The organism is Streptomyces sp. NPDC049627 (assembly GCF_044465645.1).
In the GTDB taxonomy this organism is placed as follows: Bacteria; Actinomycetota; Actinomycetes; order Streptomycetales; family Streptomycetaceae; genus Streptomyces.
Window position 1 is genome coordinate 1 of the sequence record NZ_JBITLW010000003.1, and the last position, 25,980, is coordinate 25,980.

The window sequence follows — 25,980 nt, forward strand, 5'->3', positions numbered from 1 at the left end:
CTCGTCCTCAAGCGCCGGACGGGCTGAAAGACGCGGGCCGGTGTCGAGAGGTGGCCGCCCCTGCGGGTGGGTGGGGGATCGGGACGGCGCGGCCTCGTCCTCAAGCGCCGGACGGGCTGAATGATGCGGGCCGGTGTCGAGGGGTGGCCGCCCCTGCGGGTGGGTGGGGGATCGGGGCGGCGCGGCCTCGTCCTCAAGCGCCGGACGGGCTGAATGATGCGGGCCGGTGTCGAGGGGCGGCCGCCCCCCTGCCGGTAAGGGCCGCATGCGGCTCCCGCTAGTGACATCTTCGTCTTCACTGCGTACGCTCCTGAATATGGATATGCACACTGTGGTGGTGGGGACGTCCGGGGTCACCGCGTCCGACGTCCTCGCCGTGGCGCGCGGCGGGGCCCGGGTCGAGTTGTCGGCGGAGGCGGTCGCGGCGCTGGCCGCGGCCCGCGAGATCGTGGAGGCGCTGGCCGCCAAGCCCGACCCCGTGTACGGCGTCTCCACCGGCTTCGGTGCCCTGGCGACCCGGCACATCAGCCAGGAGCTGCGGGCCCAGCTGCAGCGCAACATCGTTCGTTCGCACGCCGCGGGGATGGGGCCGCGGGTCGAGCGGGAGGTCGTACGGGCGCTGATGTTCCTGCGGCTCAAGACGGTCTGCTCGGGGCACACGGGCGTACGGCCCGAGGTCGCGCAGACCATGGCCGATGTTCTCAATGCCGGTATCACGCCTGTCGTTCATGAATACGGGTCACTGGGGTGCTCCGGTGATCTCGCTCCTCTCTCGCACTGTGCCCTCACGCTGATGGGAGAAGGGGACGCCGAGGGACCGGACGGGGTCGTACGGCCCGCCGGTGAGCTGCTCGCCGCGCACGGCATCGCGGCCGTCGAGCTGCGGGAGAAGGAGGGGCTCGCCCTCCTCAACGGCACCGACGGCATGCTCGGCATGCTGATCATGGCCCTCGCCGATCTGGACATGCTGTACAAGTCCGCCGATGTCACGGCCGCGCTGAGCCTCGAAGCGCTCCTCGGGACGGACAAGGTGCTCGCGCCCGAGCTGCACGCCATCCGGCCGCATCCGGGACAGGGCGCCTCCGCCGCCAACATGCTCGCCGTCCTGAAGGGTTCGGGGCTGACCGGGCATCACCAGGACGACGCGCCCCGCGTGCAGGACGCGTACTCGGTGCGGTGTGCCCCGCAGGTCGCCGGGGCCGGGCGGGACACCATGGCGCACGCGAGGGTCGTCGCCGAACGGGAGCTGGCCTCCGCCGTCGACAACCCGGTCGTGCTGCCTGACGGGCGCGTCGAGTCCAACGGCAACTTCCACGGGGCGCCCGTCGCCTACGTGCTCGACTTCCTCGCCATCGCCGCCGCCGACCTCGCGTCGATCGCGGAGCGGCGGACGGATCGGCTGCTCGACAAGAACCGCAGTCACGGGCTGCCGCCGTTCCTCGCCGACGACGCCGGGGTCGACTCCGGGCTGATGATCGCCCAGTACACCCAGGCCGCCCTGGTGAGCGAGATGAAGCGGCTGGCCGTGCCCGCCTCCGCCGACTCCATTCCCTCCTCCGCCATGCAGGAGGACCACGTCTCCATGGGCTGGTCCGCCGCCCGCAAGCTGCGTACCGCCGTCGACAACCTCACGCGGGTCATCGCCGTCGAGCTGTACGCCGCCACGCGCGCCGTCGAGCTGCGCGAAGGGCTCGCCCCGGCACCGGCCTCGCAGGCGGTCATCGACGCCGCCCGGGCCGCCGGAGTCCAGGGGCCCGGGCCCGACCGGTTCCTGGCCCCCGACCTCGCCGCGGCCGACGCGTTCGTGCGCGGTGGGGCGTTGGTCGCGGCGGCGGAGAAGGTCACCGGGCCGCTTCAGTGACACCCGGCGCACTTCGGTGACGTGGAAGACCCGTCAGACGTGGAACGGGGGCCCTGTCGTACGGCCGACAGGGCCCCCGTGCGACTGAGCCGGTGTTACTTCAGCTTCTTGGCCTGCGCGTCGATGAGGGCGGCCGGGACGTCGTACGGCTTGTCCGTCATCATCAGGCCGAGGTTCATCGTGTAGTACGTGGCGATCGTGCTGCCGTGGCGCACCACCTCGACGTGCGTGGTGCCCACGTCGCCGTCCTCCAGATCGCTGACCGCGGTGAACGCCACCGACTCGTCACCAGCCCCGGACGCCTTCTCCGAGGTGAGCTTGGTGACCTTCTGGTCCGTGCCCTGCATGGTGAGGGGGAAGCCGCCGGAGCAGCTCTTCACCGCGTCCGCCACCGACTTGAAGGTCTGCTCGGCGCCGTCACCGTCGTACGAGGAGAGGCCGACGACCGTCAGGTCGAGGCTCATCGCCTCGGAGAACGAGTCCTCGAAGTCGCCCTCGCCCAGGTCCTCCAGGGACTTGGAGGCCGTGTCGGTGGGCTTCTTCTCCTCGGTGGCCATGACGGCCGCGTTCGACGCCGAGTCGCCCGGCGCCTGACCGCCCATGGCGTAGGCGAGCGGCCGGCACTTCTCCTCGCTGCTCGTGACCTGTTCCTTGGACTTCGGCAGCTGTTTGCCGGAGGCGTCCACCTTGTAGCCGTCGACATCGCCCTGGGCGATGATCGCCTTCTTCAACTCCGCGGAGCTGAGCGCCTTCGCGTCAGAACCGCCGGAGTCGCCTCCGCAACCCGTGACAAGGGCGAGCGACAGCGCGCTCACGGCAACCGTGGCGGCCACACGCACGCCCGATGATCTCTTCATGCGCGGACTATGAAGCCCAGGTGAAAGGATCGTCAAGTGATTTCAAAAACCGACGCTTTCCGGGCATCGGGCCGTGCGGCAGCCGGGGCGTGCCGGCTTCAGAACCCGAGGCGCTCCCGGCGCACCGAGTACGCGACGAAACCGGCGCCCAGCGCGAGGAAGGCGGTGCCGCCGACGATGTACGGCGTGGTGTCGAAGCTTCCGGTGTCGGCGAGCCGGGTGTCGTCCGCGCTCGTGTCCGCGGCCTCGGACGCGGCCCGCGCCTGCTGCGTGAGCTGCGTCGACGGGGCCGCCGAAGGCTCCGTTCTCGCCGGTTCCTCGCCGGTCGCGTTGGCGGAGGGCACAAACCACAGGGCGCCCAGCAGGGCCCCCGCGGCGGTGGCGGTCAGCAGCGATCGGCGTGCGGTGGACGACGATCGGTGAGCGGCGGACACGGAATATCGATCCCCTTGTGGCGCTGGCGAATTGGCCGTGTGGGGCGATGTTAGTGAAAGTCGCGGGTCACGGGAAAGTCACGGGAGCGATGAGCCGTACGCTCCGGGGCATGAGTACTCCAGAAACATCACGGTTTGTACGGCTTCGGGTGGAAGTCGTTCTCGAAGTGGACGACGAGGACGCGCTCACCAGGGCCGCGCTGCAGCGCATCGCCGGCGACAGCACCATGCCGGCCGACGAACGGGCCCACGCGGAGGGCAGTGTGACGGAAGACACCGCCGAGGCGCTGGCCTATCTCGTCGATCCGTTCGACCTGGTCAGCGACGTACCGGGGATCGAACTCGCCCAGGCCTCCTGGTCCAGCGAACGCATCGACCACGACCCGGATTCGCACGAGTGGGACCTCGACGACGATGATGTCGACGAGGACTTCGACGACGAAGCACCGCACAGGGTCGGCTGAGGCGTCTTGGGGAAAACGTGACCCCGGGCGGCAACCGCCGCCCGGGGTTTCGTCGTCTCAAGCTGCGCACTGACCGACACCCGCACCATCCGTCACACGGCTTCCGCCATGGCGGGCGTGGTGTGCCCCACACATACCAGGTATGTGGAACGGGACGAACCGGTCGTAGCGTTGAAGATTCTTGACGGGGACTCTCGGGGTTTTTGGGATTCGGGAACAATGGAGAAGCGTGTGATGACGAACAGTAAGCGGCGCAAGGGCCTCACGGTCGCGTCCGCACTGCTCGGCGGTGTCCTGGTGCTCTCGGCCTGCTCCGGCGGCGACGACAACGCCTCGGGCAGCGACGGCGGCGACTCCTCGCAGTCCAAGGTCGACGAGGCGGCCGCCAAGAAGACCTCCGAGGCCCAGATCAAGATCACGCCCGAGGACGGCACCGACAACGCCTCCATCAACAACTCCGCCGCCGTCACCGTGAGCAAGGGCACGCTCACCGAGGTGGCCATGACGACCGCCGACGGCGCCGCGGTCGAGGGCGAGATATCCGCCGACAAGACCAGCTGGAAGCCCAGCACGCAGCTGGAGCGCTCCACGACCTACAAGATCGCGGTGACCGCGAAGGACGCCAAGGGCCTCGAGGCCCATGAGAACGCCTCCTTCACCACCGTCTCCCCGGCCAACAGCTTCCTCGGCTACTTCACGCCGGAGGACGGCTCCACCGTCGGCGTCGGCATGCCCGTGTCGATCAACTTCGACAAGGCGATCAGCAACAAGGCGGCCGTCCAGAAGGGCGTCACCGTCTCCACCACCAGCGGTCAGGAAGTCGTCTGCCACTGGTTCAACGACACCCGCATGGACTGCCGGCCCGAGGACTACTGGCAGGAGGGCGCCACCGTCACCCTGAAGATGTCCCTGGACGGCGTCGAGGGCGCCAAGGGTGTCTACGGCGTCCAGCAGAAGACGGTCACCTTCAAGATCGGCCGCAACCAGGTCTCCTACGTCGACGCGAAGACCAAGCAGATGAAGGTCACGCAGGACGGCAAGGTCGTCAAGACCATCCCGATCTCCGCCGGTTCCCCGGAGAACAAGACCTACGAAGGCATCATGGTGATGTCCGAGAAGTTCAAGGAGACGCGCATGAACGGCGCGACCGTGGGCTTCACGGACGACGACGGCAAGGGCGAGTACGACATCAAGGACGTGCCGCACGCCATCCGCCTCACCAACTCCGGCACCTTCGTGCACGGCAACTACTGGGGCGCCAAGTCCATCTTCGGCAGCGTGAACACCAGCCACGGCTGTGTGGGCCTGTCCGACACCAAGGGTGCCAACGACAAGGGCACCGCGGGCTACTGGTTCTACAACAACTCGATCCTCGGTGACGTCGTGGTCGTCCAGAACACCGGCGACAAGACGGTCTCGCCGGACAACGGCCTCAACGGCTGGAACATGGACTGGGCGCAGTGGAAGGCCGGTTCGGCCGTCTGACGGCGGCCCCGCACCGACGACCCCAGCGCGGCTCCACAGCCGCCTCACAGCTGACCGATGCCGCCCTCAGGGGCGGCATCGGTGTTTCCGGGGGCGGCCCCCGCCTTCTCATTCATCTCTTATTTCGGCCTTATTCCTTCATCACGCGCCGTACCTAGCTTGCGGCGCATGTTCTTCACCTACCTGAGGCGCGAGCTGCGCCGCCGCAGAAAGGCGGCCCTCGTCGTCGCCTCCGGCCTCGCGCTGGGCATCGCGCTGGTCATCGTGGTCAACTCCGTGTCCTCCGGCATGAGCAGGGCCCAGGACAAGGTCCTGCAGTCCCTGTACGGCCTGGGCACGGACATGACCGTCACCAAGGCCGCCGAGCCGGCCGGCGACAGCTCGGAGCGGCCCCGCTTCCAGTTCGACGCACGGGACAGCGACTCCGACGAGGAGCAGTCCAGCGACCGCGTCATGGTCCAGGGCTTCCAGACGCTGTCGAGCTCGACCGTGACCGAGGTCGGCGCCCAGAGCGGGGTCTCGGACGCCGTGGGAGGGCTGAGTCTGCAGGTCATCAAGGTCAGCGGCCAGTTCACGCGCGGGCAGTTCCAGCAGGGCCAGAGCAGCGGGGGCGAGCAGGGCGGAGGCCCCGGGCAGGGCGGTTCGGGCGGCACCGGTCAGCCGCAGGGCGAAGTGCGCGGTGGTGGCGCAGACTTCGACGTCAACAACTACTCCGTCTACGGCACCGACGTCACCAAGCCGGCGCTCGGGCCGCTGACCTCCTCGAAGATCACCAGCGGGCGCACCTTCAAGACGACGGAGACGAACGCCGGGGTCGTCGTCGCCGACACCTCCTACGCCAAGGAGAAGAAGCTCAAGGTCGGCTCCACCGTCACCGTCAAGGGCACCAAGTTCAAGGTCATCGGCATCGCCACGCCCGACAGCGGGGACGCGGCCGCCAACCTCTACATCCCGCTGAAGCAGGCGCAGACGCTCGCCGACGCGAAGAACAAGGTCACCACGATCTACGTCAAGGCGACCGACTCCCAGCGGATCGACTCCGTCAAGTCGGCCATCCAGAAGAACATCTCCGGTACGACGGTGACGACCTCCGCGGATCTCGCCGACACGGTGTCCGGCTCCCTGTCGACGGCGTCCTCACTGGCGACCAGCGTCGGCAAGTGGCTGTCCATCGCGGTGCTGGCGGCGGCGTTCCTCGTGGCCGGGCTGCTGACCTCCTCGGCGGTGTCGCGCCGGGTGCGGGAGTTCGGGACGCTGAAGGCGCTGGGGTGGAAGTCGGGGCGGGTGACCCGGCAGGTGGTCGGTGAGGCGGTGGTCAACGGGCTGCTCGGCGGTGCGCTGGGGATCGCCGTCGGTCTGACGGGGGCGTATGCCGTGACGGCGATCAGCCCCACCCTGCAGGCCCAGCTGGGCGGGGGAGCCGGTGGCGGCATGAACGGCCCCGGTGGGGGCGGGGGCTTCGGCGGTCCCGCGCGGCAGGCCGCGTCCAGGACGCTGGACGTCGCGCTCACCGCGCCCGTGAGTCTGACGACGGTTGCCCTCGCGGTCGGCCTCGCGGTGACGGGCGGGCTGATCGCCGGCGCGTTCGGCGGCTGGCGGGCGTCACGGCTCCGCCCGGCGGATGCACTGCGCCGCGTCGAGTAGCCGGCGTCGCCGTGGCTGGGGCGGGGGTGGGCGTCGCTCACCCGCGCCGGCGGGTGCCGCTCTCTTTGGGACGGACGCCGCCCCAGCGACACGCCTGCCCGCAGTTATGCAGTGGTGGCGGCTGCGCGGCCTGCGACGCCCGCTGGCCGGCTACGGCGCCTCGCAGCTACAGCCGACGCGACTGCAACCCCCCCAGGGGCGCGGGGAACTGCGCGACCAGCCCCCCACGCACCCGCAGTTACGGCCGACGCGACTTCCACCCCCTAGGGGCGCGGGGAACTGCGCGACCAGCCCCCACGCACCCGCAGCCGAACACGATGCGCACCACCCCCGAACCACTCCCAGGAGCCACCCCATGTACGAACTCAAAAACGTCACCAAGCGCTACACCCGAGGCAAGGAATCCGTGGACGCCCTCGACGGAGTCGACCTCACCATCGCCGACGGTGACCGGCTCGTCATCCAGGGCCCCACCGGCGGTGGCAAGTCGACCCTCCTCCAGATGCTCGGCGGACTCGACCGGCCCACCGCAGGCGAAGTCGTGCTCGACGGTACGGACTTGGCCAAGCTCTCCGAGGCCCGGCTCACCAAGGTCCGCAGTGAGAACATCGGGTTCGTTTTCCAGAGCTTCAACCTGATCCCCACCCTCACCGCACAGGAGAATGTCGAAACCGCCCTCGTCCCGCTCGGCGTCAAGCCGAAGGACCGGCGCGAACGGGCCGCCGAGGCGCTGAAGTCCGTCGGCCTCGGCGAGCGCCTCACGCATCTGCCGTCCGAGATGTCCGGCGGGCAGCAGCAGCGCGTCGCCATCGCCCGCGCGCTCGTCAAGCAGCCCAAGGTACTGCTCGCCGACGAACCCACCGGAAACCTCGACGAGTCGATGCGCGACGAGATCATGGACGTACTCGAACGCATGTGGAAAGAACTGGGGTTGACCTTCATCATGGTCACCCACGACTCGGCGATCGCGAGAAAGGCCCCGCGGCTGGCGACCATCCGTAAGGGGCAGATCACTGTCAAGGAAAATGCGGGGGCGTAACTTGACCGTTCTGTAACGGAGTTCGCTGTTGCGTAACAGTCGGCAGGCGCGCCTCTCATCTCTCTCTCATGTATTGAGGTGCCTGATCACCCCTCGGCATACTGCGTATTCCGGGGGGTGACGCGTACGCGCACGAGACCTCCCCCGGCCGGGTGAACGGGGTATTCGCCCGGAACTTCTGCAAGGGGGAAACTTGCGCAGACAAGTCAAAAGAGCATGCGCGGCCACTGTCGCCACGGCGGCCGCCGTCGCCCTCGCCGCGGGCATGACCAGCCCGGCGTCGGCCGAACCGGAGCAGCGCCCGACCGGCGCCGCCTCCTCGTTCACGTCCCCCCACCGCATCACCCTGATCACGGGTGACCGGGTCTCCGTCGACTCCAAGGGCCGGGTGGTCGGCCTGGAGCGGGCCAAGGGGCGCGAGCACATACCCGTACAGATACGCAAGGCGGACGGGCACACCCTGGTGATCCCGGCCGACGCGGCCCGTCTGGTCGCCACCGGCAAGCTCGACCAGCGGCTGTTCGACGTCACCGAGCTGAGCAAGTCCGCGACCCGCACCTCCCAGGCCAAGGGCCTGAAGGTCATCGTCGGTTACCAGGGCGCCGCCGCCGGCGCCAAGGCGGACGTCCGGGACGCGGGCAAGCTCCGCCGGACCCTGAAGTCCCTGAACGCGGACGCGGTGCAGACCCCGCAACAGGACGCGCCCGAGCTGTGGGACGCGCTCACCAACGGCAACAAGACCGCCTCCGGTATCGCACACGTCTGGCTCGACGGCGTCCGCAAGGCCAGCCTCGACAAGTCCGTGCCGCAGATCGGCGCCCCCAAGGCGTGGGCGGCCGGCTACGACGGCAAGGGCGTCAAGATCGCCGTCCTGGACACCGGCGTCGACGCCACCCACCCGGACCTCAAGGACCAGGTGGTCGCGGCCAAGAACTTCTCGCCGGCCGCCACCGCGGACGACAAGGTCGGCCACGGCACGCACGTCGCGTCCATCGCGGCCGGCACCGGCGCCAAGTCCGGCGGCAAGTTCAAGGGCGTCGCACCGGGCGCCGACATCATCAGCGGCAAGGTCCTCGACGACCAGGGCTACGGCGACGACTCCAGCATCCTGGCCGGTATGGAGTGGGCGGCCGAGCAGGGCGCGGACGTCGTCAACCTCAGCCTCGGCGGGCAGGACACGCCCGAGGTCGACCCGCTGGAGGCGGCGGTCAACAAGCTGTCCGCCGAGAAGGGCATGCTCTTCGCGATCGCGGCGGGCAACTCGGGTCCGGAGTCGGTCGGTTCGCCCGGCAGCGCGGACGCCGCGCTCACCGTCGGCGCCGTCGACGACAAGGACAAGCTCGCCGACTTCTCCAGCACCGGCCCGCGGCTCGGGGACGGCGCCATCAAGCCGGACGTCACCGCGCCCGGTGTGGACATCACGGCCGCCTCCGCCAAGGGCAGCCTCATCGAGCAGGAGGTCGGCGAGAACCCGGCCGGCTACCTGACCATCTCGGGTACGTCGATGGCGACCCCGCATGTCGCGGGCGCGGCGGCGATCCTCAAGCAGCAGCACCCGGACTGGTCGTACACCGAGCTCAAGGGCGCGCTGACCGGTTCCACCAAGGGCGGCAAGTACACGCCGTTCGAGCAGGGTTCGGGCCGTATCCAGGTCGACAAGGCCATCAAGCAGACCGTGATCGCCGACCCGGTGTCGCTGAGCTTCGGTGTGCAGCAGTGGCCGCACACCGACGACACGCCGGTCACCAAGGAGCTGACGTACCGCAACCTCGGTACGAAGGACGTCGAGCTCACGCTCTCCGCCACGGCCACCGACCCGAAGGGTCAGGCGGCTCCGGCAGGCTTCTTCAAGCTCGGCGCGACGAAGGTGACGGTCCCGGCGGGCGGCAAGGCCGCTGTCGGCCTCACCGTCAACACCAAGCTGGGCGGCACGCTCGACGGCGCCTACTCCGCGTATGTGACGGCGACGGGCGGCGGGCAGAGCGTCCGTACGGCCGCCGCGGTGCAGCGCGAGATCGAGTCGTACGACGTCACCGTCAAGCACATCGACAAGGACGGCAAGCCGGCCCCCGACTACAACACCGCCCTGTTCGGCTACACCGGCCTGGGGACGGACCGCACCTTCCAGGTGCCGCCCGTCGCGTCCGGCACCACGAAGATGCGGCTGCCCAAGGGCACCTATCTGCTGGACGCCTGGATCGCCAAGGACTGGGTGAAGTTCGAGGGCGGCCTCGACTGGGTGGTCCAGCCGAAGCTGAGCGTCACCAAGAACACCTCGGTGACGATCGACGCCCGCACGACGAAGGCGGCCGACATCACCGTGCCTGACGCGCAGGCCAAGCCGGTGTTCGCGGGCAGCAACTACTTCTACGACAAGGCGGGCATCGGCGTGGCCTTCGCTCTGACCTCCTTCGCCGACCTGCGCATGGCGCACCTCGGCCCGGAGATCCCGAGCGGCCTGAGCCAGACCTGGAACGGGCAGTGGACCAAGGGGAACGACGCCGAGTACGACGTCGCCACCACCACCAAGCTCAAGAAGATCAAGGGCGACAAGGTCCGCCACTTCAAGGCGGGCGACCTCGCCAAGGTGAAGAACAGCCTCGGCGCCCCGACGCCCGGCAAGACCGGCTCCCTCCTGCCCCTGGGCATCTTCCCGGAGGACGCCGCGCTCGGCACCCCGATCGAGCAGAAGCTGCCCGGCTCGCGGACGGTGTACCTGTCGACGTCCGACAAGATCAAGTGGACGTTCGACTTCATGCAGTACGGCGGCAAGGACGCGGACGGCATCCCGATCATCGACGCGGGTTACAGCCTGGGCGACCCGCAGGTCTTCAAGGCGGGCGAGAGCTACGCGAAGACCTTCAACACCGCGGTCTTCGGCCCGCACCTCAACAAGTACTTCGGCCTGTTCCGTGAGGGCAACGACATCTACGGCTCGCTGCCCCTGTTCGCCGACGCCAACAAGCACGCGGGTTCGTCCGACTTCACCTCGGTCACCACGAACCTGTACCGCAACGGCACCAAGATCGGCACCAACAAGGACCCGCTGTTCGGCGAGCCGTTCACGGTCCCGGGCGCGGAGGCCGAGTACAAGCTGACGACCTCGGTCAAGCGCAGCACCAAGGTGGCGGCCGCCTCCACGCGGATCGACGCCAGCTGGACCTTCCGCTCCAAGAAGTCGGCCGATCTGGTCACGCTCCCGGCCTCCACGGTCCGCTTCAACGCGAAGACGGGCCTGGACAGCAGGGTCGAGGCCGACAAGACCCAGACCTTCCCGGTCAGCGTCGTGGGCGCGGCAGCGGGCAGCAACCTCAGGTCGCTGCACGTGTACGTGTCGTACGACTACGGCCAGACCTGGAAGAAGGTCGACGTCAGGAACGGCAAGATCACTGTCAAGAACCCGGCGAAGGGGAAGGCGATCTCCTTCCACGCCAAGGTCGCCGACAAGAAGGGCAACAAGTCGACGGTCTCGATCTACAACGCGTACTACGGCAAGTAGGTCCCACTCAAGTAGGTCCCACTCTCGTAGGTCCCACTTGAGCGAAAGCCCCGCCGGAGGTGCAGCTTCCGGCGGGGCTTTCCCGTGCGGTGCGGGCGTCAGCCGGTCGTCCAGGGCCGGAGCTTCTCGGGGTTGCGTACCGCCCAGACGTGCCTGATCCGGTCGCCCGCGACCTCGAACGCCAGCACGGACACGGTGACGCCGTCCTGCTGCACCACCAGTCCGGGCTGGCCGTTGACCGTACGCTCCAGGACCTCCATGACGGGGGCCCGGACGGCGAGGTCGACGAAGTATCGCGCGATCCGCTCGCCGCCCTCGACCGGCTGGAGCGCCGCGCTGACCAGGCCGCCGCCGTCGCCGACCGCCGTGGCGTCGGGGTCGAGGAGGCGGACGAGGGCATCGAGGTCCTTGGCCTCCCAGGCCCGCCTGAAGTCCCGGACGACATCGGCGCGCCGGGCCGCCGGAGTCACGGTCGCGGGAGCCCGGGACGCGCGGATACGTCGGCGGGCCGACGTGGCCAGCTGGCGGCAGGCCGCCGGCGTACGGCCGACGACCTCGCCCACCTCGGCGAACGAGTAGCGGAAGACGTCGTGCAGGACGAACGCGACGCGCTCGGCCGGGGTCATCGATTCCAGTACGACGAGGAAGGCCATGCTGACCGACTCGTCCAGGGTGACCCGGTCGGCCGGGTCCGCCGAACCGGCGTCCCGTCCCCCGTCGAGCCACTCCGTACGGTCGGGCAGCGGCTCCGGCACCCATTCGCCCACGTAGCGCTCCCGCCGGGCGCGTGCCGAGCGGAGCAGGTCGAGGCAGATCCGGCTCGCGACCCTCGTCAGCCACGCGCCGGGGGAGGCGATGGCCCGCTGCGCCTGCGGGGACATGGCGTACCAGCGGGCGTACGTCTCCTGCACGACGTCCTCGGCGTCGGCCAAGGAGCCGAGCAGCCGGTACGCGACATTGATCAGCTGCCGTCGCTCACTCATGATCGCGCTCAGCTCTGGATCGGTCATGCTCAGCCCGGGATCGGTCATCGTGCCGCTGGCTCCCTCGCTCGTATCCGCCTTCACCACTTACTCCGACGGGCCGGCACGCCGGAATGTGACGCCGGGCCGCGCCTCACATTCGGGGAGCCCGGGTCGTCGTATGCGTGAGACCGATGTCCAAGGAGTGACCCAGCATGACGACCACCACCACGCTCAGCGAGCTGACCGGCGACTACGTCCTCGACAGCGCCCGCACCCGGATCGGCTTCGTGGCCCGGGCCGCGATGGTCAGCAAGGTGCGCGGACGGTTCGACGACTTCGAAGGGGCGGCGCACCTGGACGGCGACGACCCGTCGCGGTCCGGTGCCCGGCTCGTGATCCGCGCGACGAGCGTCAGGACCGGCAAGCAGAAGTGCGACGACCACCTGCGCAGCGCCGACTTCCTGGACGCCGAGCGGTATCCGACGATCACCTTCACCTCGACCGGGGTGCGGCAGGTCGACGCGACCCGCTTCGAGGTCACCGGTGACCTGACCGTCCACGGTGTCACCCAGCCCGCGACCGTGGACTTCGAGCTGACCGGCGCCGAGAGGGATCCGCGGGGCGACCTCCGGGTCGGCTTCAAGGGGAGCGCGATCATCAACCGCAAGGACTGGGGCGTCAGCTGGGGCGGACTCCTGATCGGCGAGAAGGTCGCACTGGAGCTGGACGTCGCGGTGACCCGGCGCTCCTGAAGCCGGCGGAGGAGGAGCGTCCGGCCGGTTTTCGTGCTTCCGTGAGGCCATGACGGCTCACACGGTCGAATACATCCGGTACCGCATCCCCGAGCAGAAGTCGGCGGAGTTCCTGGCCGCCTACACCCGCGCCGCCGCCCAGCTGGCCGCGTCGCCCCACTGCGTCGACTACGAACTCGCCCGCTGCGAGGAGGACTTCGAGCACTACGTCCTGCGCATCACCTGGACGTCCACGCAGGACCACCTGGAGGGCTTCCGCAAGTCGGAGCTGTTCCCCGACTTCTTCGCCGAGATCCGTCCGTACGTCTCGCACATCGAGGAGATGCGCCACTACAAGCCGACGACGGTCCGCGGCACGGGTGCGTCGGTGCCGACGCTGTACGCCTGGGCGGGCGGCGCGGAGACGTTCTCCCGCCTGACGTCGGTCTTCTACGACAAGGTCCGCAAGGACGACCTCCTGGCCCCGCTGTTCGAGGACCTGGACCCGGCCCACGCGGAACACGTGGCGCTCTGGCTCGGCGAGGTCTTCGGCGGCCCGCCCGCCTACTCCGAGACCCAGGGCGGCCACGGCCACATGGTCGCCAAGCACCTGGGCCGGGCGATCACCGAACCCCAGCGCCGCCGCTGGGTCAACCTCATCCAGGACGCGGCCGACGAGGCGGGCCTGCCGACGGACGCGGAGTTCCGCTCGGCGTTCCTGGCGTACGTGGAGTGGGGGACGCGGCTGGCGGTTTACTTCTCGGGGCCGGACGCGGTCCCGCCGGCGGAGCAGCCGGTGCCGCGGTGGAACTGGGGGGCTGCGCCGCCGTATCAGGGGTGACGGCTCGTCGGGTCGGGGAGCGACGTCAGCCGCCGCTGCCGTACGGCCGTGTCAGGATCTCCAGGTTGTGGCCGTTGGGGTCCTCGAAGTAGGCGCCGCGGCCGCCGTCGTTGTGGTTGATCTCGCCCTCGCGGCGGTGGTACGGGTCGGCCCAGTACGTCAGCCCGGCCTCCCGTATCCGGGCGAAGATCGTGTCGAAGTCGTCCTCCGACACCAGGAAGGCATAGTGCTGCGGCGTGATCGCGCCGGGTGAGTCGAGGTAGTCCAGGGTCACGCCGTTGGGGATCTGCACCGGGATGAAGGGGCCGTACTGCGGGCTCACCTCCAGGCCCAGGATGCCGGCGAGGAACCGGGCCGACGTCTTCTTGTCGTGCGCGGCGACGATGGTGTGGTTGAGCTGGACGGTCATCAGGGGCTGCCTCCTCGTGTGCACGGCTCGGACGGGCTCCTTGTTCCACGCTAGGCAGGGCTGCCGGGCGGCACATCGGCCGTAGGGAGGGAGCGGCGCTACTCCTGCGGTACTCCGTCTTCCGTCTCCGTAACCCCGCCGGGACGTCGTACGGCGACACGGCGAGGGCCCCGGAGCAGTGCGGCTCCGGGGCCCTCGGTCGTACGGCCGGCCTGTCGGCGTACCGGCCACCGGGGTGGCCACCGGTGTACGGGTGTCAGATCGTGGCCGTGTCGATCACGAACCGGTACCGCACATCGCTGCTGAGCACCCGCTCGTACGCCTCGTTGATCTCGTCCGCGCGGATCAGCTCGATCTCGGCACCGAAGCCGTGCTCGGCGCAGAAGTCCAGCATCTCCTGGGTCTCGGCGATGCCGCCGATCATGGAGCCGGCGAGGGTCTTGCCGCCGCCGATCACGGAGAAGAGGTTGAGGGAGATCGGCTCCTCGGGGGCGCCCACGTTCACCAGCGCGCCCTCCGTCTTGAGCAGCGTCAGGTAGGCGTTGAAGTCCAGCGGGGCCGAGACCGTGGACACGATCAGGTCGAACGTGCCGCGCAGCTCCTCGAAGGTCTTCGGGTCGCTGGTGGCGTAGTAGTGGTCGGCACCCAGCTTGAGGCCGTCCTCCTGCTTGCGCAGGGACTGCGACAGGACCGTCACCTCGGCACCGAGGGCGTGCGCGATCTTCACGCCCATGTGGCCGAGGCCGCCCAGGCCGAGGATCGCGACCTTCTTGCCGGGTCCGGCGTTCCAGCGCTTCAGCGGGGAGTAGAGGGTGATGCCGGCGCACAGCAGCGGCGCGGCGACGTCCAGGGACAGGCCGTCGGGGATGCGGACGACGTAGTTCTCGTCGACGACGATCTTCTGCGAGTAGCCACCGTAGTTGGGCGTGCCGTCCCGGCCGATGGCGTTGTACGTGCCGCCGATGCTGCTGTTGAGGCAGTACTGCTCCCGGCCGGCCTTGCAGTTCTCGCACTCACGGCAGGAGTCGACCATGCAGCCGACGCCCACGCGGTCGCCGACCTGGAACCTGGTGACCCCCGAGCCGACCTCGGAGACGACGCCGGCGATCTCGTGGCCGGGGACCATGGGGAAGATCGCCTCGCCCCAGCCCTCCCGGGCCTGGTGGATGTCGGAGTGGCAGATACCGGCGAACTTGATGTCGATCAGGACGTCGAACTCGCCGACCTCGCGGCGCTCGATGGTGGTGCGCTCCAGCGGAGCCTTGGCGGCGGGTGCTGCGTATGCGGCAACGGTGGTCATGCCGGGTATCTCCTAGCGGGGTTGTGCGCCCGGCTGCCTTCTGTCCGTACTGTTCCGTACTGTCCGTCCGGGCACGGCATTCAGCCTGCCGGGCGGCGCGGGAGTCACCCAGACCTCGGTTGTACGTACGTCCGCCGGTCCTACCACTGGCGGGGTCAGGCTCGTGTGCGTACGACCGGGAATACTTGAGGCATGGACGAAAAGCCCGAATCCGTGACGGGACCCGCCGCCGACACCGGGGCCGGTCTGGACCGGCGCGCCGAACTCAGCGAGTTCCTGCGCACCCGGCGTGCCCGGCTGAAGCCGGAGGACGTCGGGCTGCCGGACTTCGGGCGGCACCGCAGGGTGCCCGGTCTGCGGCGTGAGGAGCTCGCGCAGCTGGCCGGGGTGTCCGTGGCGTACTACACGCGTCTGGAACAGGGCAACGGCCGAAACGTATCGGCGGAGGTCCTGGACGCCATCGCCCGTGCGCTGCGGCTGACCGATGCCGAGCACGCGCACCTCACGCACCTCGCGAAGCCGAAGCAGCACAAGAAGAAGCAGGCGGCGCGGACCGAGCAGGTGCGGCCGGCGCTGCGGCAGCTGCTGGACTCGATCGACGGCGTTCCCGCGTACATCACCGGGCGGCGGTCGGACATCCTCGCCTGGAACCGGATGGCGGCGGCGGTCTTCGGCGACTGGGCGGAGCTGCCGGTGCAGGAGCGCAACTGGGCCCGCCTCGTCTTCCTGCGGCCCGAGTACCGCGACCTGTTCGTCGAGTGGGACCAGAAGGCGTCCGACATGGTCAGCTACCTCCGCATGGACGCGGGCTGCCACCCGGACGACCCGCTCCTCGCCGCCCTGGTCGGTGAACTCTCCGTCAAGAGCGAGGAGTTCCGGCGCCTGTGGGCCGCCCATGACGTCAAGGAGAAGACCTACGGCGTCAAGCGCATCCGGCATCCCCTGGTGGGCGAGCTGACCATGAACTTCGAGTCGTTCCGCCTGTCCGACGGCACGGAACAGGTCCTGATCACGTACCACGCGGAGCCGGGCTCACCGTCGGCCGAGTCGCTGCGGCTGCTGGCGAGCTGGGGGACGGACGCGACGAAGGCGGGGACGGGGAGCAGCTCGACGCCGTCGGCTTGAGGGACACGCGGCGGCGATGCGCTCTGCCCGGCCGGGAGGACGGCCGGGAGGACGGCCGGGCAGGGGGGAGGGCAGGGCAGCCGCGCCGTGGCCTGGGAAGGGAAGGTGGGGCCCGCGCGGTGGCGTGGGGAGGTGGGGCCCGCGTGGTGGCGTGGGGAGGTGCCGGGTCACTGGCTCGGAGGCGCTGTGCAGGGCCTGGAGGGTGGTGCCCCCTGCCGGGCCGGGAGGGCGCCGCGTACCGGCCTGGGAGGGTGGCGCCCGCGTGGTGGCGTGGGGAGGTGCCGGGTCACTGGCTCGGAGGCGCTGTGCAGGGCCTGAAGGGGGGTGCCCCCTGCCGGGCCAGGAGGGCGCCGCGTACCGGCCCGGGAGGGTGGCGCCCGCGCGGTGGCGTGGGGAGGCGCCGGGTCACTGGCCCGGAGGCGCGGCTCAGAGCCCGGGAGGGCGCCGCACCCCACCCCGCCCCGCCCCACCCACCAGCGGCTACTACCAGCCGGTGCTCAATGCGCGGCGCTGAGGCGTGGAATCGCCGGGGAGTCTCACGCGTTGAGGAGGGTGGTATCGGATGCCGGCGCTGTGGGCCGAGCAGTCCGGGTCGGCAAGTTGAGAGGTATGGGAGGGTCGCGATGGCGGCGCAGACGCAGAGGGCCGTGCTGGCCGGCGGGTGTTTCTGGGGGATGCAGGACCTGATCCGCCGGCTCCCGGGCGTGACGGCGACCCGGGTCGGATACACCGGGGGTGACGTGCCGAACGCGACGTACCGCAACCATGGCACGCACGCGGAGGCCATCGAGATCCTTTTCGACCCCGAGAAGACCGACTTCCGCGCAATCCTGGAGTTCTTCTTCCAGATTCACGACCCGAGCACCAAGAACCGCCAGGGCAATGACATCGGCCTCAGCTACCGCTCGGCGATCTACTACGTGGACGACGAGCAGAAGCGGATCGCCGAGGAAACGATCGCGGACGTGGACGCGTCCGGCCTGTGGCCCGGCAAGGTCGTCACCGAGGTGGAGCCGGTCGGTCCCTTCTGGGAGGCCGAGCCCGAGCACCAGGACTACCTGGAGCGTTACCCGGACGGTTACACCTGCCACTTCCCGCGCCCGGGATGGCGGCTGCCCGCCCGCGCCGAGGGCTGACCGGAACCACATCGACGGAATCGACGAAGGGGTGCCCCACCGGGCGGCACCCCTTCGACGTACGGCCGGATTCCACGTACGGCCAGTGGATCAGTGGGGCAGGGTCGCCGGGCTGCCGCCGTTCGCCTCGTAGCCCGCGACCGCCAGTGCCCGGTAGACCGCGAACTCCGCGGCCGGGTCGACGGACAGGGTCCAGGGGAGGGCGCCGACATGGCCGTCGACGTGTATCAGCTGGTTCATGGCCTCCGCCCAGCGCTCGCCCCGCACGAGGAAGAACACCAGCAGATGCCGTACGTGCGCGAGCATCGGGTCGTCGGGGCGGGCCGAGTTCACCGCGTACAGCGCGCCGTGGATCGCCTTCGTCACGACCTCGCTCTGGTAGAAGCCGCTGACCAGGTTCACCTCGGGCAGATGCTCGAACACCGCGAAGAGCGGCATGGCGGCGAGGAGGGAGCCCTCAGGGGCACGGGCCGCCGCGGCCTGAGCGAAGTCGTTCGCCAGCTCGCGGGAACCGTGCCACTTCTCGCACCAGTAGTGCAGGGCCGCCAGGTGCGCGCCCATGTGGGCCGGGGCGCGGTCCAGGATCTTCAGCCAGAGCTGCTCGAACTCCGGCCGGGGGTAGGCCAGTCCACGAGCCACCGACAGCTCGATGATGTACGGGATCGGGTCACCGGGGGCGAGCAGCGCGGCGTCGGCGCAGGCCGACCTCGCCTCCTCCATGATGATCCGGAACTCGTCCGTGCCCGGCGTCGCCGTGCGCCACGCCTGCTGCACGAGGAACTCCGCGTGTACGGCCGCGCCGCCCGCGTCCTTGGGCTGTTCGGCCCGCCACACGCGCAGCCACTGGCCGCCCGGCGACTCACTGACCCCGCCCGGGCGCTGCTGCAGCTCCAGCGACGCGGCGCCGGCGAAGGCCTGCACACGCTGCCAGCGCAGCTCGCCCTCCGCCTCCGTGCCGGCCAGCAGCTGCGAGGCCGCGCGGTAGTCCTGCGTGCGCTGCACCAGGTCCAGGACGTCCAGCAGGTCCTGGTCGGGGCCGGGCATGCGGACGTCCAGCTCCTCCTGCCGGACGAAGCCGTAGTTCGCCGGGTCCGCGGCGTCCGGATGGCCCGGCGGGACCTGCTCGATCATGCCCCGCCTGCGCCTCATGAACGGCAGCACCACGAAGCCGAGCATGACGAGCGCGATCAGGACCCAGAGAATCTCCATGCCTCCAGCGTTCCAGACGCCTCCGACAAATGGCCAACGAGGTCGGGGGGCTGTGGAGAAAGGGTTCTGTAGCTGCGGGCAGTCGTGCCGCCGGGGCGGCGCGGGCGGGCCCGGCGGCACCCCGTCAGCGCCGGGCCGCGCGGATCCAGCCCCGCCCACAGCAACGCCGGACACGCTCAGCCGGCCTCGGTTTCCAGCCCCGTGAACCCGTCGGACGGCATCCACTCCGTTCGCGCATTACGCTCGGTGCCCATGAGTGACAGGCACATCAGTCAGCACTTCGAGACCCTGGCGATCCACGCGGGCAACACCGCCGATCCCCTCACCGGCGCGGTCGTCCCGCCGATCTACCAGGTCTCGACCTACAAGCAGGACGGCGTCGGCGGCCTGCGGGGCGGCTACGAGTACAGCCGTAGCGCCAACCCGACCAGGACCGCGCTGGAGGAGAACCTCGCCGCCCTGGAGGGCGGCCGCCGCGGCCTTGCGTTCGCGTCCGGACTGGCGGCCGAGGACTGCCTGTTGCGTACGCTGCTCAGCCCCGGCGACCATGTGGTCATCCCCAATGACGCGTACGGCGGTACGTTCCGTCTGTTCGCCAAGGTCGTCGCCCGGTGGGGGGTGGAGTGGTCGGTCGCCGACACCAGCGATCCGTCCGCGGTACGAGCCGCCATCACCCCGAAGACCAAGGTCGTGTGGGTGGAGACCCCCTCCAACCCGCTGCTCGGCATCACCGACATCGCGGCCGTCGCCCAGATCGCCCGGGACGCGGGCGCGAGGCTCGTCGTCGACAACACCTTCGCCACGCCGTACCTGCAGCAGCCGCTGTCCCTCGGCGCGGACGTCGTGGTGCACTCCCTGACGAAGTACATGGGCGGCCACTCGGACGTCGTCGGCGGCGCGCTGATCGTCAGCGACGCGGACCTGGGCGACGAACTGGCCTTCCACCAGAACGCGATGGGCGCGGTCGCCGGGCCCTTCGACTCCTGGCTGGTGCTGCGCGGCACCAAGACGCTGTCGGTGCGCATGGACCGGCACAGCGAGAACGCCACGAAGATCGCCGACATGCTCAGCCGGCACGCGCGCGTGACGCGCGTTCTGTACCCGGGCCTGCCCGAGCACCCCGGTCACGAGGTCGCCGCCAAGCAGATGAAGGCGTTCGGCGGCATGATCTCCTTCCAGGTCACCGGGGGCGAGGAGGCGGCCGTGGAGGTCTGCAACCGCGCCAAGGTGTTCACGCTGGGCGAGTCGCTGGGCGGTGTGGAGTCGCTCATCGAGCACCCGGGACGCATGACGCACGCGTCCGCGGCCGGCTCGGCCCTGGAGGTCCCCGCCGACCTCGTACGCCTCTCCGTGGGCATCGAGAACGTCGAAGACCTCCTGGAGGACCTCCAGCAGGCGCTCGGCTAGACCGCGAAGGCCTCACCAGCCCGTCAGCGGTGGAGTCGTCTCCGACGGCGGCTCCACCCACGGCCGTGCCATCACGGCCCACACCACGAACGCCACCGTCGCGGCGAACAGCAGCAGCCACATCAGGCGAACGGCGGCCGTCCTGCGGCGCAGCATGCGGCCGCCGCGCCGCACGACCTCCGCGTACAGCTCCGGCGGCACCGGCGGCGGCGTGCCCTCCATGACGCGCCGTACGGCCGCTTCCCGTTGAGGTCGATTCACGGCGACACCACCTTGGCTCCGAGCACGGCCGGCGCCGCGCCGCGCGGCGGATGCAGCAGCGTCGACGTCGCCCGGTCGCAGATCGCGAGAACGCGCTCCGTGGGCAGGCCGAGCAGGGCCGCCACCTGCTCCTCGGCCACGCCTTCGTACAGCCGCAGGACCAGGATCAGGCGCTCCTGCGGGGAGAGCCGGGCGAGCGGCCCCTGCGGGTGCGGGCGGAACCGGGCGAGGGCGCCCGGGCCGCCGTACTTGTGCCAGGCGGACCGGGAGAAGCGGGCGGCAAGGTACTGGCGGGCCCGGTCGTACGGGTCCTCGCCGCGCAGCCGGTCCCAGCACGCGTAGGTGTGCGCGAGGGACAGCGTCAGCAGGCGCCTCGCGCGCGGGTTGTTCTCCGGCGGCTCCGCGGTGAGCAGCGTGGCGGCATGCAGGAGCCGCCCTGCCGCGCCCGCGACGAACGCCTCGAACTCCCGGGCCCGGCGGGCGTCCTGGGCCGCACGCCGTCGTCCCACCGCCCCTCCCGCCTGAACACCCCTGAGGAACCGGGCCCGGCCACGTACGTGACACGTCGGTCACGCACGAGAGGAGGGCCCGGTTTCATATGAGGCCAGCTACGGCCCGGGGTCAAGAGCCGGGAGCGGATCACCCGGGCACGCGTGCGTGCCCGCAGGCGGTCGGGTGAGCCCTTGCCCCCCAACCGAACGACCCTCAGGACGGCGTGGGCGCATCCGCGCCCGAGATGCCCTGGACCGCCATCCGCGCGGACAGCGCGACGTTGAAGCGCGTGAGGAGCGTGCAGAACGCCTCGCGCTCCCCCGGGGCCCAGTCGTGTGTCAGCTCGGCCATCAACTGACGCCGGGACGAGCGGACTTCCTCCAGCCGCGACTGCCCGCGCGGGGAGAGCTGGAGCACCACCGCCCGGCCGTCCTCGGGGTGAGAGGTCCGCTTGACGAGTCCCGTGTCGACGAGCGGCGCCACCTGCCGGGTGACCGTCGACGAGTCGATCCCCATGCTCGCGGCCAGCGCCTTGACGCCCATGGGGCCTTCCTTGTCCAGGCGGTTGAGCAGCAGGTATGCGGCGCGGTCCATGGAGTTGCGCACCTGCCCGACCCCACCGAGCCGGGTCTGTTCGGCACGGCGGGCGAACACCGCCACCTCGTGCTGCAGCGTGTCGAGGAGACCGCTGTCAGCGACGGTCGTCATGTCCATCGACATTTCAGGTGTTGTGGGCATGGCCGGGGGCTCACTTCATGAAGGGGGTGCTGGGTTGGGGGACAGGGTACGCGGCCCGGACGCGGGGTGTACCGGGGCTGCGCAAACCCATCTCGGTGCTTGGTCACAACAGGGCCCGGCGCCTGTGAACTGCGAGACTTGTGTCATGAGCTACAGCACGGCTGACTCCTTGCCTCCCGTCACGCTCGACGACGTGCGCGGCGCCCAGAAGATGCTGACGGGCGTGGCACGGGTGACGGCGATGGAGGGCAGCAGGCACCTGTCCCAGCTGGTGGGCGCGCCGGTGCACTTCAAGTGCGAGAACCTGCAGCGGACGGGTTCGTTCAAGCTGCGCGGCGCGTACGTGCGGATCGCCGGGCTGCTGCCGGAGGAGCGGGCGGCGGGGGTCGTGGCCGCGAGCGCCGGCAACCACGCGCAGGGCGTCGCCCTCGCGTCGTCGCTGCTCGGCGTGCGCTCGACGGTGTTCATGCCGAAGGGCGCCCCGCTGCCGAAGATCAGCGCAACCCGGGACTACGGCGCCGAGGTGCGCCTGCACGGCCAGGTGGTCGACGAGACGCTGGCCGCCGCGCGGGAGTACGCGGACGAGACGGGTGCGGTGCTCATCCACCCCTTCGACCACCCCGACATCATCGCGGGCCAGGGCACGGTCGGCCTGGAGATCCTCGAACAGTGCCCGGAGGTGCGGACGATCGTCGTCGGCATCGGCGGGGGAGGGCTCGCGGCGGGCATCGCGATGGCGGTGAAGACACTGCGGCCGGACGTGCGGATCGTGGGCGTGCAGGCGGCGGGCGCGGCGGCGTATCCGCCCTCGCTGGCGGCCGGGCACCCGGTCGCGGTGGCCAACCCGGCGACGATGGCCGACGGCATCCGGGTCGGCCGGCCCGGTGACGTGCCGTTCCGGATCATCGGCGACCTGGTGGACGAGGTCCGCACGGTCACCGAGGACGAGCTGGCCACCGCCCTGCTGCTGTGCCTGGAGCGGGCCAAGCTGGTCGTCGAGCCGGCCGGGGCGAGCCCCGTCGCCGCGCTGCTGAGCGATCCCGGCGCCTTCGAGGGGCCGGTCGTCGCCGTGCTGTCCGGGGGCAACGTCGACCCGGTGCTGCTGCAGCGCGTCCTGCGGCACGGCATGGCCGCGCAGGGCCGCTACCTGGCCGTACGGCTGCGACTGACGGACCGGCCGGGCGCGCTCGCCACGCTTTTGGGGGTGTTGTCAGTGGTGGACGCTAACGTCCTCGATGTGAGCCACGTACGGACCGACCCACGGCTCGGGCTCACGGAGGCGGAGGTCGAGCTGCACCTGGAGACGAAGGGCCCCGAGCACTGCGTCGAGGTCGGCCAGGCCCTGCGCGAGGCGGGCTACACCGTCATCGGCTGAGGTCGGCCCGCTCTTCGTCCCCCGTTCGTCACTCGTTCGAGTAAGTCCATTGAGAGACGCGATACATCGCGTTATGGTGTGTCCGTATTGCATTGGCAGTAATCCCCCAACGACGTGGAGACCCATATGCCAGGCGCCATCTATGCCGAAGGCCTGGTGAAGACCTTCGGCGACGTAAGGGCTCTGGACGGCGTCGACCTCGATGTCCCCGAGGGCACGGTCCTCGGCCTGCTCGGGCCGAACGGCGCGGGCAAGACGACAACCGTCCGCTGTCTGACGACCCTGCTGCGCCCCGACAGTGGCTCGGCGGTCGTCGCGGGCATCGACGTCCTCAAGCATCCCGACGCCGTACGCCGCTCCATCGGCCTGTCCGGCCAGTTCGCGGCGGTCGACGAGTATCTGACCGGCCGCGAGAACCTGCAGATGGTCGGCCAGCTCTACCAGATGAAGGCGAAGGCCGCGAAGGCCCGCGCGGCCGAGCTGCTGGAGCAGTTCGACCTCGCCGACGCCGCCGACCGCTCCACCAAGACCTACTCCGGCGGCATGCGCCGCCGCCTCGACCTCGCGGCCGCCCTGGTGGTCTCACCGCCCGTGATGTTCATGGACGAGCCGACGACCGGCCTCGACCCGCGCAATCGTCAGCTGCTCTGGGAGGTCATCAAGCGGCTGGTCTCGGGCGGTACGACCCTGCTGCTGACCACCCAGTACCTGGAGGAGGCCGATCACCTGGCGCACGACATCGCGGTCGTCGACCACGGCCGTGTCATCGCCCAGGGCACCTCCGACCAGCTCAAGGCCCGCACCGGCGGCGAGCGCGTCGAGGTCGTGGTGCACGAGCGCGAGGACATACAGCCCGCGTCCGAGGTGCTGAGCGGCTTCGGCAAGGGCGAGACCACGGTCGAGGAGCACATGCGCAAGCTCACCGTGCCCGTGACCGGCGGCGCCAAGCTCCTTGCCGAGGTCATCCGCGAGCTCGACACCCGCGGCATCGAGATCGACGACATCGGCCTGCGTCGCCCGACCCTCGACGACGTGTTCCTGTCCCTGACGGGACATGTGGCCGAGGTGGAGGACGAGAAGAAGGACGAGAAGAAGGACAAGGAGACCGCCAAGTGAGCGCCGTCACCGACGCCGTGCGGGTCGCGGCCCCCGGCAACCCTGTCACCCAGTCGATCCGGGACTCGCTGGTCGTCGCGAAACGCAACCTGATCCGCATGTCCCGCATCCCGGAGATGGTCATCTTCGGGCTCATCCAGCCGATCATGTTCGTGGTGCTGTTCAGCTACGTCTTCGGCGGCTCGATGAACATCGGCGGCACCACGGACTCCTCCGTCTACCGCGAGTTCCTGATGGCCGGCATCTTCGCCCAGACCGTCACCTTCGCCACCGCCGGAGCCGGTGCGGGCATCGCCGACGACATGCACAAGGGACTCATCGACCGCTTCCGCTCGCTGCCCATGGCGCGCGGCGCGGTGCTGACCGGGCGTACGCTCGCCGACCTGGTGCAGACGGCGCTCACCTTGTTCGTGCTGGCGATCGTCGCCCTGCTGGTCGGCTGGCGTACCCACACCAGCTTCGGCGAGGTGCTCGGCGCCTTCGGTCTGCTGCTCCTGACCGGGTACGCGTTCACCTGGATCGGTGCCGTGATCGGCCTGTCCGTCCGCACTCCCGAGGCGGCGACCTCGGGCGGACTGATCTGGCTGTTCCCGGTGACGTTCATCTCGAACGCGTTCGTGGACTCCAGCCGGATGACGCCCTGGCTGCAGCACGTCGCCGACTGGAACCCCTTCAGTGCCACGGTCCAGGCCTGCCGCCAGCTCTTCGGCAATCCCGGGGTGTCGCCCTCGGACGCCTGGCCCATGCAGCACCCGGTCTGGGCCTCGCTGATCTACTCGGTCCTGATCATCTTCATATTCCGCACCCTGGCGGTTCGGAAGTACCGCTCGGCGACTGCATGACGAACGACGGCATCACGACGGCATGACAAAGCCCCCGGCGCCACGTGGGCGCCGGGGGCCGGTCAAGGACAGGTAGTCGGTCGGGGGCAGCCGCCGCACGGACCGGGTCAGCCGCTGTAGGGCTCGGCCTTCAGGATCTTCACCGAGGCCTTCTTGCCGTTGGGCAGCTCGTACTCGGCGTCCTCGCCGACCTTGTGACCGATGACGCCGGTGCCCAGCGGGGACTGCGGCGAGTAGGTCTCGATGTCGGCGCTCGCGTACTCGCGGGAGGCGAGCAGGAAGGTCAGGGTGTCGTCCTCGTCACCGTCGAAGGCGATCGTCACGACCATGCCGGGCGCGACCGCACCGTCCGTCGATGCCGGCGCCTCGCCGACCTGGGCGTTCTCCAGGAGCTGGGTGAGCTGGCGCACACGGAGCTCCTGCTTGCCCTGCTCTTCCTTGGCCGCGTGGTACCCGCCGTTCTCACGCAGGTCGCCCTCCTCGCGCGCGGCCGCGATCTTGGCGGCGATCTCCGTGCGCGCGGGACCAGTAAGGTACTCAAGCTCGTCCTTGAGCTTGTTGTACGCCTCCTGGGTCAGCCAGGTGACGTTCTCGCTGGTCTGGGTCACAGGTGCTCCTCGTAGGTACTGGGAATACAAAGCATCGCCCTACCCAGAAGGATGTTCCCTCACGGATGGGCGAAACCACGAGCCTAACAATTCAATGGCCGAAGGGGGAGGACATAAGCCATCAGAATCGCGTCAACGCAGG

The 25,980-nt window shown here is 69.9% G+C and carries 24 protein-coding genes; 14 read left to right on the forward strand and 10 right to left on the reverse strand.

Features of this window, described 5'->3' with window-relative positions:
* Nucleotides 1–322: 322 nt before the first annotated feature.
* Complete coding sequence (gene hutH, locus ACIBU0_RS09185) at nt 323–1,861, forward strand: histidine ammonia-lyase (RefSeq protein WP_398815510.1); 1,539 nt, start codon at nt 323–325, stop codon at nt 1,859–1,861.
* Between the two features lie 95 nt (nt 1,862–1,956).
* Here hutH and ACIBU0_RS09190 read toward each other — a convergent pair whose 3' ends face one another.
* Complete coding sequence (locus ACIBU0_RS09190) at nt 1,957–2,718, reverse strand: hypothetical protein (protein ID WP_398814048.1); 762 nt, start codon at nt 2,716–2,718, stop codon at nt 1,957–1,959.
* 98 nt (nt 2,719–2,816) lie between these two features.
* Entirely contained in the window at nt 2,817–3,110 is a 294-nt protein-coding gene (locus ACIBU0_RS09195) for an LAETG motif-containing sortase-dependent surface protein (RefSeq protein ID WP_398815513.1), read from the reverse strand.
* A gap of 152 nt (nt 3,111–3,262) precedes the next feature.
* Between ACIBU0_RS09195 and ACIBU0_RS09200 the strand changes: the two genes are divergently transcribed.
* The 5 genes from ACIBU0_RS09200 (at nt 3,263) to ACIBU0_RS09220 (ending at nt 11,283) form a co-directional block, all read left to right on the forward strand.
* Nucleotides 3,263–3,616 (forward strand): hypothetical protein, encoded by a 354-nt coding sequence (locus ACIBU0_RS09200; RefSeq protein ID WP_398814051.1) that lies wholly within the window; start codon nt 3,263–3,265, stop codon nt 3,614–3,616.
* Between the two features lie 234 nt (nt 3,617–3,850).
* The gene (locus ACIBU0_RS09205) at nt 3,851–5,101 is read left to right on the forward strand and encodes an Ig-like domain-containing protein (protein ID WP_398814054.1); all 1,251 of its coding nucleotides are present in this window, start codon (nt 3,851–3,853) and stop codon (nt 5,099–5,101) included.
* A gap of 168 nt (nt 5,102–5,269) precedes the next feature.
* Complete coding sequence (locus tag ACIBU0_RS09210) at nt 5,270–6,745, forward strand: ABC transporter permease (RefSeq protein WP_398814057.1); 1,476 nt, start codon at nt 5,270–5,272, stop codon at nt 6,743–6,745.
* 355 nt (nt 6,746–7,100) lie between these two features.
* Complete coding sequence (locus tag ACIBU0_RS09215) at nt 7,101–7,784, forward strand: ABC transporter ATP-binding protein (RefSeq protein WP_398814059.1); 684 nt, start codon at nt 7,101–7,103, stop codon at nt 7,782–7,784.
* A 265-nt stretch (nt 7,785–8,049) separates the two neighbouring features.
* Entirely contained in the window at nt 8,050–11,283 is a 3,234-nt protein-coding gene (locus tag ACIBU0_RS09220) for a S8 family peptidase (RefSeq protein ID WP_398815516.1), read from the forward strand.
* 98 nt (nt 11,284–11,381) lie between these two features.
* Here ACIBU0_RS09220 and sigJ read toward each other — a convergent pair whose 3' ends face one another.
* Nucleotides 11,382–12,314: an RNA polymerase sigma factor SigJ gene (gene sigJ, locus ACIBU0_RS09225; RefSeq protein WP_398814062.1), complete on the reverse strand. Its 933-nt coding sequence runs from the start codon at nt 12,312–12,314 to the stop codon at nt 11,382–11,384.
* A 146-nt stretch (nt 12,315–12,460) separates the two neighbouring features.
* Between sigJ and ACIBU0_RS09230 the strand changes: the two genes are divergently transcribed.
* Nucleotides 12,461–13,000, forward strand: coding sequence for a YceI family protein (locus ACIBU0_RS09230; protein WP_398814065.1), 540 nt, complete (start codon nt 12,461–12,463; stop codon nt 12,998–13,000).
* A gap of 49 nt (nt 13,001–13,049) precedes the next feature.
* Nucleotides 13,050–13,820, forward strand: a complete 771-nt coding sequence (locus tag ACIBU0_RS09235) for a group II truncated hemoglobin (RefSeq protein ID WP_398814068.1) — start codon at nt 13,050–13,052, stop codon at nt 13,818–13,820.
* Nucleotides 13,821–13,845: 25 nt separating this feature from the next.
* Here the strand turns inward: ACIBU0_RS09235 and ACIBU0_RS09240 are convergent, their stop codons facing one another.
* Complete coding sequence (locus tag ACIBU0_RS09240; RefSeq protein WP_398814070.1) at nt 13,846–14,229, reverse strand: VOC family protein; 384 nt, start codon at nt 14,227–14,229, stop codon at nt 13,846–13,848.
* Between the two features lie 256 nt (nt 14,230–14,485).
* On the reverse strand, nt 14,486–15,529 hold the full coding sequence (locus ACIBU0_RS09245; protein WP_398814073.1) for an NAD(P)-dependent alcohol dehydrogenase: 1,044 nt from the start codon (nt 15,527–15,529) through the stop codon (nt 14,486–14,488).
* 192 nt (nt 15,530–15,721) lie between these two features.
* Between ACIBU0_RS09245 and ACIBU0_RS09250 the strand changes: the two genes are divergently transcribed.
* Together ACIBU0_RS09250 and msrA are read left to right on the forward strand one after the other, a co-directional pair.
* Nucleotides 15,722–16,654: a helix-turn-helix domain-containing protein gene (locus tag ACIBU0_RS09250; protein WP_398814076.1), complete on the forward strand. Its 933-nt coding sequence runs from the start codon at nt 15,722–15,724 to the stop codon at nt 16,652–16,654.
* Nucleotides 16,655–17,277: 623 nt separating this feature from the next.
* A complete protein-coding gene (gene msrA / locus ACIBU0_RS09255; RefSeq protein ID WP_398814078.1) occupies nt 17,278–17,790 on the forward strand; it encodes a peptide-methionine (S)-S-oxide reductase MsrA in 513 nt (170 codons plus the stop codon).
* A gap of 90 nt (nt 17,791–17,880) precedes the next feature.
* Here the strand turns inward: msrA and ACIBU0_RS09260 are convergent, their stop codons facing one another.
* Nucleotides 17,881–18,999 carry a hypothetical protein gene (locus ACIBU0_RS09260; RefSeq protein ID WP_398814080.1) on the reverse strand — a complete coding sequence of 373 codons (1,119 nt, stop codon included), beginning with the start codon at nt 18,997–18,999 and terminating at the stop codon, nt 17,881–17,883.
* Between the two features lie 252 nt (nt 19,000–19,251).
* Here ACIBU0_RS09260 and ACIBU0_RS09265 point away from each other — a divergent pair, with 252 nt between their 5' ends.
* Nucleotides 19,252–20,406, forward strand: coding sequence for a cystathionine gamma-synthase (locus ACIBU0_RS09265; protein WP_398814083.1), 1,155 nt, complete (start codon nt 19,252–19,254; stop codon nt 20,404–20,406).
* Nucleotides 20,407–20,418: 12 nt separating this feature from the next.
* Here ACIBU0_RS09265 and ACIBU0_RS09270 read toward each other — a convergent pair whose 3' ends face one another.
* The 3 genes from ACIBU0_RS09270 to ACIBU0_RS09280 form a co-directional block, all read right to left on the reverse strand.
* Nucleotides 20,419–20,667: a hypothetical protein gene (locus ACIBU0_RS09270; RefSeq protein ID WP_398814085.1), complete on the reverse strand. Its 249-nt coding sequence runs from the start codon at nt 20,665–20,667 to the stop codon at nt 20,419–20,421.
* Nucleotides 20,664–21,176: a sigma factor-like helix-turn-helix DNA-binding protein gene (locus tag ACIBU0_RS09275; RefSeq protein ID WP_398814088.1), complete on the reverse strand. Its 513-nt coding sequence runs from the start codon at nt 21,174–21,176 to the stop codon at nt 20,664–20,666. The genes ACIBU0_RS09270 and ACIBU0_RS09275 overlap by 4 nt, the downstream gene beginning before the upstream one ends.
* Before the next feature lie 196 nt (nt 21,177–21,372).
* On the reverse strand, nt 21,373–21,879 hold the full coding sequence (locus ACIBU0_RS09280) for a MarR family winged helix-turn-helix transcriptional regulator (protein WP_398814091.1): 507 nt from the start codon (nt 21,877–21,879) through the stop codon (nt 21,373–21,375).
* 163 nt (nt 21,880–22,042) lie between these two features.
* On the opposite strand from ACIBU0_RS09280, the gene ilvA reads away from it, so the two are divergent.
* The 3 genes from ilvA (at nt 22,043) to ACIBU0_RS09295 (ending at nt 25,230) form a co-directional block, all read left to right on the forward strand.
* Complete coding sequence (gene ilvA, locus ACIBU0_RS09285) at nt 22,043–23,272, forward strand: threonine ammonia-lyase (protein WP_398814094.1); 1,230 nt, start codon at nt 22,043–22,045, stop codon at nt 23,270–23,272.
* A 126-nt stretch (nt 23,273–23,398) separates the two neighbouring features.
* On the forward strand, nt 23,399–24,388 hold the full coding sequence (locus ACIBU0_RS09290) for an ATP-binding cassette domain-containing protein (RefSeq protein WP_398814097.1): 990 nt from the start codon (nt 23,399–23,401) through the stop codon (nt 24,386–24,388).
* Entirely contained in the window at nt 24,385–25,230 is an 846-nt protein-coding gene (locus ACIBU0_RS09295; RefSeq protein ID WP_398814100.1) for an ABC transporter permease, read from the forward strand. Before ACIBU0_RS09290 ends, ACIBU0_RS09295 begins: the two co-directional genes overlap by 4 nt.
* A gap of 107 nt (nt 25,231–25,337) precedes the next feature.
* Here the strand turns inward: ACIBU0_RS09295 and greA are convergent, their stop codons facing one another.
* Entirely contained in the window at nt 25,338–25,838 is a 501-nt protein-coding gene (greA, locus tag ACIBU0_RS09300) for a transcription elongation factor GreA (protein WP_398814103.1), read from the reverse strand.
* Nucleotides 25,839–25,980 lie beyond the last annotated feature (142 nt).